Source organism: Hyphococcus lacteus (genome assembly GCF_041058985.1).
Taxonomy (GTDB): Bacteria; Pseudomonadota; Alphaproteobacteria; order Caulobacterales; family Parvularculaceae; genus Hyphococcus; species Hyphococcus lacteus.
The window spans coordinates 2591192-2605295 of record NZ_JBEHZE010000001.1 but is presented as its reverse complement, the minus strand read 5'-3'; the positions used below and the strand labels follow the sequence as shown (position 1 = coordinate 2605295).

Sequence of the window (14104 nt, the reverse complement as noted above, 5' to 3'; positions counted from 1 at the left end):
GCCGGGTGCGATGACATGTCGAGGGGGATTGGGATGAACCTGGTCAAAGCGATTATAATTGCGTCGCTATTTGCGATTGCGGGCTGCGTTACCACAGATCCATATCAAACAGCGTTTTCGTCTTGTGACTACGAGGCAGGGGCGTGTTACCGATATTGCGAAGACTTCGCTGATACCGAAAGCGAATATCGCGCATGTCACGCCGATTGTGACTATGAAGCCAATCAGTGCTTCGCGTCGGCATATGACACCCAATATTCATCGGCTTATGCATATAATCGATATGATAATTGGCCATGGACGGGACAATATAGTCGTTGGGGGCCTCAAAACGGGTTTTTCTTCAACTTCAATTATTTCTCGAGCACCGATTATTACTATAATCGTCGTCATGGTCGCCGGATTCATCGAAGCAACCGCCGATATGACCGGGAACAGCGCCGACGGAATCAACGGCGGGATAGACGACGCGATAATGCTTATGACCACCCACGTACCAGACCCGGTCAAGGTCAGCGACCGCCACGCGGCAACCGTCCACCGCGGAACGATAATAATGTGACGCCGCCAGCGGGCCAACCGCCGCGCGCCCGTCCACCCCGGAATCAGCCTCCTAGAAGTCGTCCGCCTCAATCTTCGCCACCAAAGGCTACCCCGTCTGCGCCAGCGCCTCGAGCTACTCCGCCACGACGTAGACCGTCGAAGCCAAACCCGCCGGCTCGAGGTGAGCGTAATTCAGAAGAAGAACACCGCTAGCCGTTGCGCGTGGCTCCATTCGCGTTAATAAGGCCCGGAGAGATTCCTGCCGCGAACGGAGCCACATAAATGACCGCGATTGTTGATATTTTTGCCCGTGAAATTCTTGATAGCCGGGGCAACCCGACCGTTGAGGTTGATGTTACGCTAGAAGATGGCTCGATGGGCCGCGCGGGCGTACCTTCTGGGGCTTCAACAGGGGCTCATGAGGCCCACGAGTTGCGCGATGGTGGCGAACGTTATGGCGGCAAGGGCGTGCTCAAGGCTGTTGATGCGGTCAACGGCGAGATTTTCGATGCGTTGTCTGGTTATGACGCCGAAGAACAGGCTGAGATTGACGAAACATTGATCGCCCTAGATGGCACGCCAAACAAAAGTCGCCTTGGCGCAAATGCCCTGTTGGGTGTTTCGCTTGCAGTTGCAAAAGCTGCGGCCGATGCGTCGGCGATGCCGCTCTATCGTTATGTTGGCGGTGTTTCAGCACGCGTGCTTCCTGCGCCAATGATGAACATCATAAATGGTGGTGAACACGCGGATAACCCCATTGATATTCAAGAATTTATGATCATGCCGCTTGGCGCAGAAAGTTTTTCTGACGCGCTGCGGATGGGGGCAGAGATTTTTCATACCCTCAAAAAAGGCCTGAAAGATGCAGGGCACAACACCAATGTTGGTGACGAGGGTGGTTTTGCGCCAAATTTAAGCTCAACAGACGATGCATTGGGTTTCATCATGAAAGCTGTCGAGGGTGCGGGGTACCGTCCCGGTGAAGATGTCTTCATTGCTCTCGATGCGGCGTCTACTGAGTTTTACAAAAACGGTAAATATGAACTCGCAGGTGAGGGGAAATCTCTCGATGGCGCGGGGATGGCCGCTTATTTTGCTGATCTGGTCGCCCGTTACCCAATTGTGTCGATCGAAGACGGTATGGCAGAGGATGACTGGGATGGTTGGCGCGCGCTAACCGATGCTGTCGGCAATAAATGCCAGTTAGTTGGCGATGATCTTTTTGTTACTAATGAAACACGACTTCGGAAGGGGATAGAGCTTGGTTGCGCCAACTCAATCCTCGTAAAAGTAAATCAGATTGGTACACTGACGGAAACACTCGCGGCGGTCGATGTTGCCCACCGGGCACGTTATACGGCTGTGATGTCACATCGTTCTGGTGAAACCGAGGATGCGACGATTGCAGACCTGGCGGTCGCGACAAATTGCGGTCAGATCAAAACGGGTTCACTTGCTCGTTCAGACCGGCTCGCAAAGTACAATCAATTACTGCGTATAGAACAAGAACTGGGCGATACAGCGCGTTATGCTGGCGGCGAAGCTTTTGCAAAATAATCCTTCTATATCTCTGGTCATCCGTAAAGCGACCAATGATGACGGACCGAATATTCGGGCGCTAATTTTTACCATCCTTGATGAGTATGATATGGAGCCGGCCCCGAAAACGACGGATCGGGATCTAAGTGATATCGAGGGATATTATGCCGATGGTATTTTCGATGTTCTTGAAACGACTGATGGCGTTATCATTGGAACTGTGGCGTTAGAACTGTTGGGGAACGGTGTCTGTGAGTTACGCAAAATGTATCTCAAGTCCAATTTCCGTGGGCGCGGCTATGGCAGGAAGCTTTTGAACCATGCTATCGCGCGTGCAAAAGAGTTGGGGTTTAAGCGCATAGAATTGCAAACGGCTCGCGTTTTGGAAGAGGCCGTCGGCCTTTATCAAAAACACGGATTTCAACCTTCCGATACAATCGGGCTAGAGCGACGGTGTGATCAGGCACTGGCCCTAGATTTATAATTTCCGACTTCAGCGCTATGTTAATCAATTTTTAACCAAGATTGATTCTTTTGAAACGCAACAACGAAAAGAAACAATCTTATGTTGCGTAGTCGCTTCCTCTTAGAAATTGCGTTTCCGGCACTGGTGATGTGCTTGACCAGTGTGCTGCTTTACAGTGCGGTCGTTAGCGATACGGGCTATCGGGCGTTGGCTGACGCCCGCAAGGAAGCTGAGACGAAGTCAGCGGAACTCGAAGCTTTGATCGCACGCCGACAGGCCCTTGAGAAAAATGCGGACCTTTTGAATTCTAAATCACTTGATCCAGATATACTCGATGAGCGCATCCGCGCTATTTTGGGCTACTCTCGGAAGGGCGACGTAGTGGTTCCGCGTCGAGAATTAGACCGGATTCTCGGCGAGTAATCGTTTTTTCGTATACAGTTTGACCATAGATCTTGTCGCCAGCGATCTGCCCGCGTATGAGTGGGCCAAAATACTGTGGAGAGACAAGAAATGGCCGCTGACGCCTCAGCTAAATCAAACCTGACTGCGACCAACGAAGAGCTATTACAATATTACCGCGACATGCTGCTTATTCGGCGTTTTGAAGAGCGTGCCGGCCAGCTTTATGGCATGGGCCATATTGGCGGTTTTTGTCACCTTTATATCGGCCAAGAGGCGGTTGTGGTGGGCATGGAAGCCGTCAAGCAAGAGGGCGACCAAACGATCACTGGATATCGTGACCACGGCCACATGCTCGCATGTGGGATGGACGCAAAAGGTGTGATGGCTGAACTTACCGGCCGCGAAGGCGGTTACTCCAAAGGTAAGGGGGGCTCCATGCACATGTTCTCCAAAGAAAAAGAATTCTATGGCGGCCACGGTATTGTTGGTGCGCAGATCCCGTTGGGTGTTGGTCTTGGCTTCGCCAATCGTTATCGCGACGAGAAAAAAGTCAGTTTGACCTATTTTGGCGACGGCGCATCCAATCAGGGACAGGTCTTTGAAGCGATGAACATGGCCCAGCTATGGAAGTTGCCGGTGGTGTTCGTCATTGAAAACAATCAATACGCAATGGGAACGAGCGTTACGCGATCTCATTCCGATACGCATCTTTATCGTCGCGGTGCCGCATTCGGTATTCCAGGCATGGAAGTCGACGGCATGGATGTGCTTGCCGTTCGTGAGGCTGCCCGTCAGGCCGTAGAGCATGCACGCAATGGTGAAGGCCCTTATATCCTCGAGATGAAAACCTATCGCTATCGTGGTCACTCGATGTCAGACCCCGCGAAATATCGTAGTCGCGAAGAAGTTGATGACATCCGCGAGCATAATGATCCGATTAAACGTTGTGAAAAACGCCTTGCGGATAATGGGTTTAAGGACGAAGCCGCGCTTAAAGAGATGGACAAAGAAATTAAGGCAATCGTTAAAGAAGCCGCTGATTTCTCACTCGAAAGCCCGGAACCAGCAACGTCTGAACTCTTCACCGACATTTACGCTTGATCGCATTTATGGCCGCGGTCGATAAATCGAGTGCGACTATAAGAACAGCCGTACTGAGTGATATCGATCGCATCGCCGCGATCGAACGTGAAGTGATGTCACCGGCAATCTATCCGGCGTTTTTCTTCCGCCAGGCTTTATCCATTTTTGGCGATGGATTTTTGGTGGCTATGCTGAATGGTCGGCCTTGTGGTTATTTGATCATTGGTCAGCATAACGGTGACGCCTCAATCGCAGAAATTTACTCGGTTGCCGTCTCGTCTGAATCCCGGGGCGCTGGGTTGGGCCGGGCACTACTTGATGCCGCGTTTGTATGGGCTAAATCGCGCGACGTGAAAACGATCACGTTAACTGTAAGTCCAGAGAATGCGCCTGCGATTGGCCTTTATAAATCAATCGGATTTCGTGAAATCGAACGCGATGAGGATTATTACGGACCTGGCGAGGCGCGTTATATTTTGACTGCTGTGGTTTAGCGGGGTCGGACTCAAGGGCTTTGCGCGTGACGCGATTTCTGCCAAACCTATCCGCATGACGAGAATCAAATTCAAAACGCATGGCAAGGGTCAGAAGACGGACCTAACAGCGTTACTACATATTATTCCGAGTTTTGCATTCGGCGGACAGCAAGCGCGGCTGGCGACGCTCATTGATGGCCTCGGGGCTGAATTTTCTCATCATATTGTCGCCCTTGATGGTGATCATTCGGCGCGCGGATTGGTGTCAGAAAACGCCAATGTTGCCTATTCAAGTTTTGCGATGAAAAAATCATCAGGGATCAGTTTGACAAACATCCGTGGTCTGATGGGGGTTATAAAGAAATGTAAGCCCGTCATCGTTTGCACCTATAATTGGGGTTCAATCGAAGCTGTTATAGCGAACCGAGCAGGGCCGAATATTCCGAATTTGCATTTTGAGGATGGCTTTGGGCCAGACGAAAAAATTGATCAACAGTCGAATAAAAGGGTATTGGGTCGCCGGTTTTTGTTGCGTCAAAGTATGGTCATCGTACCTTCGCATGGGCTTGAGCGCGCAGCGCGCGAACAATGGAAATTAAAAAACGTTCGCCGCGTAGAAAACGGTATTGATCTCGCTCGATTTGACCGGCCACGACCGACAGGGGAAAGGGTTAACATTGGCTCGCTTGGGTCGCTTCGGCCAGAGAAAAATTACAGCCGCTTGATCACTGCTTTTCGTGCGCTGGAGAGCAGTTTTGACGCTCAGCTAGTAATCGTCGGTGAGGGAACGGAGCGACAGTCGCTTGCGGCACGAATTGGCGACACAAGCAATATAATGCTTCCGGGTGCCACATCGTCCCCTGCGGATGCTATTGCAACATTTGATCTGTTTGCATTGTCGTCAGATACGGAACAGGCCCCAATAAGTTTGATGGAAGCGATGGCCGCAGGGCTGCCCGTGGTTTCCACTGATGTCGGTGATATTCGCGAAATGGTTTCAGATGAAAACAAGCCATATATCACCGCGCTGGGTGATGAGCATGCTTATCATGCGGCGATGGAGGCGTTGATTGAATCACCCGCGTTGAGAAAAACGATTGGTCTCGCCAATCAGCAAAAAGCGCGCAGTACTTTTTCTCGCGATCAAATGATTAATCGTTATACAGAGATATTTTCTGAAATTGTTGCGCGTTAATTTCGACTGGTGCGCAAGAATGCATCAAACATGACAACACTCCAAAGCTCTTGTGCACAATCAGTGCTGCCACTTTTATGATCAATAATCATTTTATCGATTTGTTTTTCATTAAAAATGCCGGCCTCGCGCCAATGCCGAGAAGCATTTAGCCGAAGCGCCGGGTTATTGTTTTCACGGCGCATCCATTCGCTTATTGGCGGTGCAAATCCTTGTTTTTTCCGTGCGATAAATGCCTCACCAAGACGCGGTGTAAACGCTTCTTTCAAAACACGCTTACCAAGATGTCCTTCGAGCTTATAGTTGGCAGGTAACGATCCGGCCCATTCGACAATTTTGTGATCTAACAATGGTGGACGAACCTCTAATGAGTGCGCCATCGACGCTCGATCAACTTTGGTCAACATGCGTCCGGGCAGCCAGGTCATCAGGTCCGCGTATTGCGCACGGGCAAGTGGATCGGCCGTACCTGCTTTATCCATGGCATCGCTGATTATCGATTGCGGTTGGTACCCCGACAAAGTCCGATGAAAATCGCCATTGAGCATTTTGTCGATTCTATCGGGTAGATTGATTGCGACTGCCGACGCATAGCCCGCCGCAGAAGACTGTGCGAGTGATTGAAACGTCGTTTTAAACCGCAGTGGGCGCGGTGCCCAATCAAGTTTTGGGTATAATGCGCCAGCAGGACCAAAAACCATCTGACGAAGAGCATGCGGCGCAAGACAGCGCAGCTTTTCTTCAGCCAAATGAAATGGATAACGCCGATAACCCGCAAAAATTTCGTCGCCGCCGTCACCTGAGAGTGCAACCGTTACATGTTGCCGTGCGATTTTTGCTACGAGATACGAGGGTAATGCTGACGCGTCGGCAAATGGTTCGCCATAGGTTGTCGCAATCACATCAATCAGTGACGTGGCGTCACATTCGGCCATTCCTTCATGATGGGTTGCGCCGAATTGCGATGCGATCTCACGGGCGGCAGCGCGTTCGTCATGGCTTTTTTGATCAAATCCAATCGTACACGCAATAATATCCGTATTCGTTTCTGCCATCGACGAGACGATGCTGGCCGAGTCGACGCCACCAGAGAGGAAAGCACCTAAAGGTACGTCGGAAACCATTTGGTAGCTTACAGCCTGATCGACTTTTTCTCTTAACTGTTCAGACGCATCGCCAAACGGTAACGTCGACCCGTTGGCGAATACTGGCCGCCAGTATCGCTCAGGTTCAACTCTGCCGCCGGACCTTACAGTCAACGTATGAGCAGGCGGGAGCTTATAAATACCACGATAGATCGTTTTTGGATCAGGGACATAGCCGTAGTAGAAATAGTCGGAGATGGCTCGGGGGTCGTGACCGGTTTCAACCAGGCCCGAGGCGATGATCGCGCCGATTTCAGAGGCAAAGAGCAAAAAACCATCATTCGTTGTTGCGTAATAAAGGGGCCGTTCGCCGAGACGGTCACGCGCCAATAATAGTTTTTTTGAGGTTGGATCCCAAAATGAAATTGCAAACATGCCGCGCAGTTCATGTAGGAATTTTGGCCCCTGGAGTGCGAGACCTTCGGCCAAAACCTCTGTATCCGAACGAGTTTTAAGAGAAACACCGGTTAGACCCCGCGCCAGATCGCGATAATTATAGATTTCACCGTTGAAGCTTAAAACGGCTTCATTGGTTTGAGTATGAAATGGTTGTGCGCCCCCTTCGCGGTCAATGATCGCCAATCGGCGATGAGCAAAGCCAATACCAGGGGCGAAGTAATAACCTTCACCATCGGGGCCACGATGGATTAATTGGTCGTTCATCGCTTTGAGGGCACGGCGATCAACATCCCGTTCCCCGCGAAGATCAAAAATGCCTGCTATTCCGCACACGTTAAGGAATGACTTTGTTGCGCGCTTGCCAGACGCTGAGTTTTTCAACGTCACCTGTAAAGGCGCGGATTTTGCGTACGGCCTCTTCTGGGTCGTTCACGAAAGTCGCTGCGATCATCACAATACCGCCCGGAGGGTTCACACCTTTTAGCTTATCAAGGGTCTGATCAATTTTGAATTTTTTCTTGTCTAAATAGACTTCTGACCCGCGCCAATACGCGGTTGCAACAGCAAGTCGCCTTCCTTGGGTGCCAGCGACGATATCGACGTTTGTTTGTTGTGACCGCCCGAACAGAAAAATGACATATTTTTCTGTGGCAATGCGGTGCCAATCCCGATCATCCCAAGCCCGGTTCATGCTGGTAATAATTTCTGCGCCTGGACGGTCATGAGTATAGGCCGCAAGGTTTACATAAACCGCATCTCCTGATTTTTCATATGTTGCCCCAGTTTTGAAATCTGGGTTTACAAAAACCGGTGACCAATTTTCGGGTGCGGTACGCATCCGCCATTGCGTTGCTTGTAATGGGTCGATGTCGGCTGTGTTTATGTCTTGCGCGGTATATATGCCAAGAAAATTTGTATAGAGACTGACAAAAATCACCGGTAAAGCGGCTGTAACTGCGACCCAACTTCGCCAATGATCATGAGTGACGAGAGGAGCATTGGCAGTTATTGCGGGGGCGTTTAGACGCATATGTTCGCCAATATAAAACAGCGATAGAAAAACAAGAGCATAGAACGCCAGCCCTAAAATCATATGGTCAGGACCAACAGCAATTTTCATATTGGTGATTGTTGCGACGAGAACCAACAAAAAGACTCGTATAAAATTTGCGACTAACCCAACAACAGCGGCGATGAAGACAAAAACCATGCGTGAACGAAAGGTTCGTAATGATAAATAGGCGTAAAGACTAGAAATCATTAGTGCAGCAAGCAAAAAATTGAGACCCGAACATGCTTCGGCTATTTCAAAAACACCGGCGGAAGTTCTAATTAAAATACCGTCAATAGAAGTTTGAAACCCGAATAGATTTAATAGCCAAACAACAGTTGCGGCTGTCATATCCTGCAAGAATGGGACAATGGTTTCGCCAAACGGAACCATGAAGAAGAGAAAAGCGAGCGGAAATGCCCATTGCTTTAGCGCGTTACTACCGAAGATAACGCCGACACCACCGATCAGTATACCGACGAAGCTAAGTTGTTCTATTAACGCAATCCCACTTGTGCGGCCGATCAACCAACTTAAGGCAGCAACGATAATGATCGAAAGTGATGGAAAATGAGTGTTCGGTGTGGGTAGGGGGCGCTGTAATATCATCCATAGGGCAAGTGGAGCCACAAGAATTCCGTGATGATATGTCGATGAGAATATCCACTGGCGCGCCATGTCGAGTGCTGTCGGGTGCAACGTACCGATGCACACAATTACAAAGCCGCCAAAAATGGCGATTGGCGCGGCCCACTGGTTGCGACCTTTATGTAATAGTGCTTCGCTCAACGCGGCGGTTTCTTTCCGGAATTGCCCGCCAATGACATTAGTGGCCGGGCGTTTCCGTTTTGTTAAGAAAGACCCAGCCGTAGGTTACATTCTCGCTAGATTTACCGGTTTTTTCTGCCTTCGATTAGCGCGTCGACGACGCTAGGGTCAGCAAGGGTCGAAGTATCGCCAAGAGCTGAGAAATGGTTTTCCGCAATTTTGCGCAGAATTCTACGCATGATTTTGCCTGATCGAGTTTTCGGAAGCGCTGGAGTGAAGTGTAAAAGGTCTGGTTTTGCGATTGGACCAATTTCTGCCCGAACCGTTTTTGACAGTTCTTTTTCTAACGCTTCAGACGGTTCTGTACCTTCCATCAAAGTAACATAGGCGTAAATGCCTTGACCTTTGATGTCGTGGGGATAGCCAACGACGGCGGCCTCCGCGACGGCCGGATGAGAGACGAGGGCGCTTTCCACTTCGGCGGTGCCCATGCGGTGCCCGGATACATTGATAACGTCATCTACCCGCCCGGTGATCCAATAATACCCGTCCTCGTCGCGGCGCACGCCATCGCCAGTAAAATACATGCCGGGATATGTCTTGAAATAAGTATCGATGAAACGTTGATGGTCACCATAGACTGAACGCATCTGACCCGGCCATGATGTTGTTAGTACCAGATTACCGGTGCACGCACCTTCGAGGAAATTCCCTTGCGCGTCGACGATGGCAGGTTCAATTCCGGGGAGTGGTAATGTTGCTGAGCCGGGTTTTAGGTCCGTTGCACCAGGCAATGGAGAGATCAATATACCGCCGGTTTCTGTCTGCCACCATGTGTCTACAATCGGTAACTTTCCGTCACCAACAACACGGTGATACCACGACCATGCTTCGGGATTAATGGGTTCTCCTACGGACCCCAAAAGGCGCAACGAGGATCTGTTAGTTTTCTTAACAAGCTCATCGCCTTCGCGCATTAATGCGCGAAGTGCTGTTGGTGCCGTGTAAAAAATCTCGACATTGTGCTTGTCGATGACATTCCAGAAGCGAGAAGCATCGGGGTAGGTTGGAACACCCTCGAAAATGAGTGTCGTTGCCCGGTTCGCAAGCGGACCATAAACAATGTATGAATGCCCTGTAACCCAACCCACATCTGCCGTACACCAATAAATATCGCCAGGGCGGTAGTCGAACACGGCTTCGTGGGTGTAGGCGACAAAGGCTAAATAACCACCCGTCGTATGCAATACGCCTTTTGGCGTACCAGTCGAGCCTGAGGTATAAAGAATGAAAAGCGGGTCTTCAGCTTTCATTGGCTCAGCTGGGCAATCGGGTGCAACGTCATTACGCGCTTCGTTATACCAAAACAGATCCCGGCCCGGTGTCATCTCTACTTTGCCGCCGGTACGTTCAATGGTGAGAACAAATCGAACGCTATCAACTTGCTTAAGCGCTTTGTCGACATTGGCTTTAAGGGGAACGGTTCGTCCGCCACGAACACCTTCGTCGGCGGTGATAACGGCAACGGCATTGCAGTCGTTGATGCGGCTAGCCAGGGCGTCGGGGGAGAAACCACCGAAGACAACAGTATGAACAGCGCCAATACGCGCGCAAGCTAGCATGGCATATGCGGCCTCTGGCACCATTGGCATATAGATAGCCACACGATCCCCGCGATTGACCCCACGCGCTTTCAAAATATTAGCCATCCGGCAGGTTTCTTCAAAAGCTTCGCGATAAGTGATGTTTTTATGCGTATCAGGATCATCACCTTCCCAGATGATGGCAATATCATCGCCATGTTTTTCAAGATGGCGGTCGAGGCAATTTACAGACGCATTTAACTCGCCATCTTCAAACCAATTAATGTGCAGATCCTTTGCGTCAAAGGATACGTCTTTTACTTTGGTGAAGGGCTTTGACCATGTCAGGCGTTGAGCCACACTCGCCCAAAATTCTTCGGGGTTTTCCTTTGCGCGTGCACGATCAGCCTCCGCCTTTTCTTTAGTTGTCAGTGTGATTTTGGCGGCGTCGGGTGTGACTTTATAAATAGCGTCGTGCGTCATTGTTTCTCTCCGGCATTTTTCTCGGAAGATAGTGGATACAATGACACTGCGCAAACTGCGGCGGGCATAATATTTTCTAATGCTTGCCTTAGGAAAGGGGTGTCGATTGCGAGCGCAAAAGACGCTGCGTCTATTTCTAATGACCGCTACGGAACTTAAAGTTTACCGACGGGCGTGACGTTCAAACCGTCGTCGCCGAATGGTCGCCAAGCAGCAGTGTCAGATTAATTCAGTTTCGTATCCGCGTCCGAAACCACGAAACAGGTTTTGCGATTGGTTTTTAAAGCCTTACATGCTGCGGTAGCTTCAATCTCGGTCAACCGAGTGATGCGGGCGCGGTAAAGCATATTGCCACTGTCGCGTGGTGTGGGCAGCACGGCGCGATCGCGATTATCCATTCCGGAAAGCTGGACCGCATTTTCTAATTCACGTTGAGCCATATCCTTTGTGGAATAAGCCCCGATTTGAACGCTCCACGTGAAATCAATATTGCTGTCGGTGTCGCCTTCGCTGGCGAATTCAGGCTCTGCAGAAAGAGCCGCGAGACGATTTCGTTGGAACTCATTGAAATCATCGGTGTCTGCTAAAGCGATTAATGCACCAATACTGTCGTTTGTTTTGTCGAGGCTGACGCCGTTGTCGGAGACAAATGTGGCGGCGGCCATCGTAATTTCTTCGCGCATCGCGTTATTTTCCGCGATGGTTGGTGCACCAGCTTGTGAGGTAAGGGTAGCCATTAATGTCGGCTTTATTCGAGGTTCTGGCGTGTTGCGATGGAGCGATGCGATAAGGGTAGGCTTTTGTTTGATTGCTGCAAAAGCTTCATTCAGAATTTTGCGCATATGTGCATCGCGAGTAGCAGACGAGCGACCACCAAGGACCACACCAATAAGGCGGTTGCCGTCACGGGTTGCAGACGTCGCAAGGTTAAAGCCTGAGCGGCGTGTGTAACCGGTCTTCAGGCCGTCCGCGCCGTCGAAGGTTCGGACGAGGGCATTATGTGTGCGGTATGTCCGGCCATCCCATGTGAAGCTCTGGGTTGAGAAATAATGATAATATTGCGGGAAATCCTGCATCACCCGGCGTCCAAGGATGGCCATGTCGCGGGCTGTGGTCACTTGTTTTGAATTGGGTAGGCCAGATGCATTCCGGAAAGTAGTATTCCGCATTCCCAATTTTCGAGCTTTCGCGGTCATCGTCTGGGCGAAGCGCCATTCCGACCCGCCGAGCGCCTCGGCAACCGCGGCTGCGACATCATTCGCCGACTTTACGGTGAGGGCTTTGATCGCGGTCTCAACTTTAATTGTGGAGCCAGACGTCAGCCCAAGCTTTGAAGGAGGCTGTCCGGCCGCATGGGCAGTCACTTTAATCTTAGATTCAAGGGTCAGATCTCCTTCCTCTATGGCTTCAAAGAGGAGATAGAGCGTCATCATCTTGGTTAATGAGGCGGGATACCGTTTGCCCGTTGAATAACGGTCAAAAAAGACGTCGCCAGAATCGGCATGAATAACAAAAGCGGCATATTTTGAGTTGGCATGAGCCTGTGGGGATATAAATAAACCCACGGTCAACGCTAATGCCCAGATTGTTACGCTACGAAACGCCATTACCATACAGCGAGCCTCGCCTAATTCAAAGTCGTTTTCAATATTCGAGAGACGCGCAGCCCCAAGATTTGGCGTTTTTTTTCGCTCACACCCCTTTTAGCGCGGATCCCGTCCCATTTCTGGTAGATCAGAGCTAAATATGAGCAAACACCATGCCGAACTCAGATTATGGGTGAGCGCGGTAAATGGAAAGTTAACAAAAACTTTACAGATAGCGGCGCGCAGAAAATTGTGCATCGCACAAAAATGCTTGACTATAGTAACATTAGCGACTATGTTGCGTTGCACAATGGGCGTTCTGGTGGTTAGAACGCAATTGAAACAAATCAGTAGCGTTTAGAATTATCCGGGAGACAATCATGGCAACTGCCAAGACGACAAATATTGCCGATGCTTTCGATATTGAGGCGTTCAGCCCCGAAAGCTTTAAAGAAGGCTATGAGAAATTTGCCGAAGGCGTTTCATCCTTCGCTGATTTCCAAAAAGAATCATTGAGTGCGATTATGGCTTCTGCCGGCGCGTTCACAAAAGGTATCGAAAAGTTGACTGCTGAACAAACAGCGTTCTCTAAGGCCGCTTTTGAAGAAACTGTTGCAAACGTAAAGGCGGCGTCAGCAACAAAATCTTTGAACGATGCGGTTGAGCTGAATAGCCAATTTGTACGCACGTCAATCGAGAAAAACCTCGGTCAAATCAACAAGGTGGCAGACATCTGTTCTGAAACCGCGAAGGACTCGGTCGAGCCTTTGACCACACGCTACAGCGATCTCGTCGAGAAAATTCAGGCATATCGTCCTTAAAAGTTTTAGTACGCGTTCACTTTGTAAACAGTTGCGTGAAGGCCCGGTGCGTATTGCCGGGCCTTTTTTTGTCCTAATTTTGGAAACTTTCTGGTGTTACGAAAAATTTGCGCCTTTTCAACCTGATCCGATTACATATCTAATAGAGCGGAATTTGAGTGTTAAAGACGGAAACGGCGGATCGCAGAAATTCTGCCGGGATACGGAAACTGAAGTAATATGGCTGACGACCACGAACATGACGACGATCAAGGCCAAGGGCCAGGACAAGGCGTAGGGGTAGTCTCTAAAACAGCACCCAAGACGAAACGGCCTTCTCTCTATAAGGTGCTCTTGTTGAACGATGACTACACTCCACAGGAGTTTGTGGTGTGGCTTCTTCAGGCGGTCTTTAAGAAAGACGCAGAAGAGGCAGTGCGGATCATGATGCATGTGCATCAAAGCGGTATCGGTGTGTGTGGTGTTTACACTTACGAAATTGCCGAAACCAAAGTGGCGCAGGTAATGGAATATTCACGCCGCAACCAGCATCCGCTGCAATGTACAATGGAACGGGAGTAG

General features: G+C 50.1%; 13 protein-coding genes. 9 read left to right on the top strand and 4 right to left on the bottom strand.

Going from position 1 to position 14104, the window contains the following annotated elements:
* Positions 1 to 124: 124 nt before the first annotated feature.
* The 7 genes from ABFZ84_RS12360 to ABFZ84_RS12330 all read left to right on the top strand — a co-directional run bounded on the left by ABFZ84_RS12360 (position 125) and on the right by ABFZ84_RS12330 (position 5707).
* On the top strand, positions 125 to 562 hold the full coding sequence (locus tag ABFZ84_RS12360) for a hypothetical protein (RefSeq protein WP_369314323.1): 438 nt from the start codon (positions 125 to 127) through the stop codon (positions 560 to 562).
* A gap of 263 nt (positions 563 to 825) precedes the next feature.
* The gene (eno, locus tag ABFZ84_RS12355; RefSeq protein ID WP_369314322.1) at positions 826 to 2100 is read left to right on the top strand and encodes a phosphopyruvate hydratase; all 1275 of its coding nucleotides are present in this window, start codon (positions 826 to 828) and stop codon (positions 2098 to 2100) included.
* Positions 2090 to 2566 (top strand): GNAT family N-acetyltransferase, encoded by a 477-nt coding sequence (locus ABFZ84_RS12350; protein ID WP_369314321.1) that lies wholly within the window; start codon positions 2090 to 2092, stop codon positions 2564 to 2566. Before eno ends, ABFZ84_RS12350 begins: the two co-directional genes overlap by 11 nt.
* 81 nt (positions 2567 to 2647) lie before the next feature.
* Positions 2648 to 2971: an FtsB family cell division protein gene (locus tag ABFZ84_RS12345; protein WP_369314320.1), complete on the top strand. Its 324-nt coding sequence runs from the start codon at positions 2648 to 2650 to the stop codon at positions 2969 to 2971.
* A 90-nt stretch (positions 2972 to 3061) separates the two neighbouring features.
* Positions 3062 to 4054 (top strand): pyruvate dehydrogenase (acetyl-transferring) E1 component subunit alpha, encoded by a 993-nt coding sequence (gene pdhA / locus ABFZ84_RS12340; protein ID WP_369314319.1) that lies wholly within the window; start codon positions 3062 to 3064, stop codon positions 4052 to 4054.
* Positions 4055 to 4062: 8 nt separating this feature from the next.
* Positions 4063 to 4530, top strand: a complete 468-nt coding sequence (locus ABFZ84_RS12335) for a GNAT family N-acetyltransferase (RefSeq protein WP_369314318.1) — start codon at positions 4063 to 4065, stop codon at positions 4528 to 4530.
* 55 nt (positions 4531 to 4585) lie between these two features.
* A complete protein-coding gene (locus tag ABFZ84_RS12330; protein ID WP_369314317.1) occupies positions 4586 to 5707 on the top strand; it encodes a glycosyltransferase family 4 protein in 1122 nt (373 codons plus the stop codon).
* Here ABFZ84_RS12330 and asnB read toward each other — a convergent pair.
* The 4 genes from asnB to ABFZ84_RS12310 all read right to left on the bottom strand — a co-directional run bounded on the left by asnB (position 5704) and on the right by ABFZ84_RS12310 (position 12743).
* Positions 5704 to 7638 (bottom strand): asparagine synthase (glutamine-hydrolyzing), encoded by a 1935-nt coding sequence (gene asnB, locus ABFZ84_RS12325; protein ID WP_369314316.1) that lies wholly within the window; start codon positions 7636 to 7638, stop codon positions 5704 to 5706. The genes ABFZ84_RS12330 and asnB overlap by 4 nt on opposite strands.
* Positions 7586 to 9091: an exosortase A gene (gene xrtA / locus ABFZ84_RS12320; protein ID WP_369314315.1), complete on the bottom strand. Its 1506-nt coding sequence runs from the start codon at positions 9089 to 9091 to the stop codon at positions 7586 to 7588. The genes asnB and xrtA overlap by 53 nt, the downstream gene beginning before the upstream one ends.
* A gap of 101 nt (positions 9092 to 9192) precedes the next feature.
* Positions 9193 to 11136 carry an acetate--CoA ligase gene (gene acs, locus ABFZ84_RS12315; RefSeq protein WP_369314314.1) on the bottom strand — a complete coding sequence of 648 codons (1944 nt, stop codon included), beginning with the start codon at positions 11134 to 11136 and terminating at the stop codon, positions 9193 to 9195.
* A 224-nt stretch (positions 11137 to 11360) separates the two neighbouring features.
* Entirely contained in the window at positions 11361 to 12743 is a 1383-nt protein-coding gene (locus tag ABFZ84_RS12310; RefSeq protein WP_369314313.1) for a D-alanyl-D-alanine carboxypeptidase, read from the bottom strand.
* A 359-nt stretch (positions 12744 to 13102) separates the two neighbouring features.
* On the opposite strand from ABFZ84_RS12310, the gene ABFZ84_RS12305 reads away from it, so the two are divergent.
* Both ABFZ84_RS12305 and clpS read left to right on the top strand, forming a co-directional pair.
* Positions 13103 to 13543, top strand: a complete 441-nt coding sequence (locus tag ABFZ84_RS12305) for a phasin family protein (protein WP_369314312.1) — start codon at positions 13103 to 13105, stop codon at positions 13541 to 13543.
* 219 nt (positions 13544 to 13762) lie between these two features.
* Positions 13763 to 14104, top strand: coding sequence for an ATP-dependent Clp protease adapter ClpS (gene clpS, locus ABFZ84_RS12300; RefSeq protein ID WP_369314311.1), 342 nt, complete (start codon positions 13763 to 13765; stop codon positions 14102 to 14104).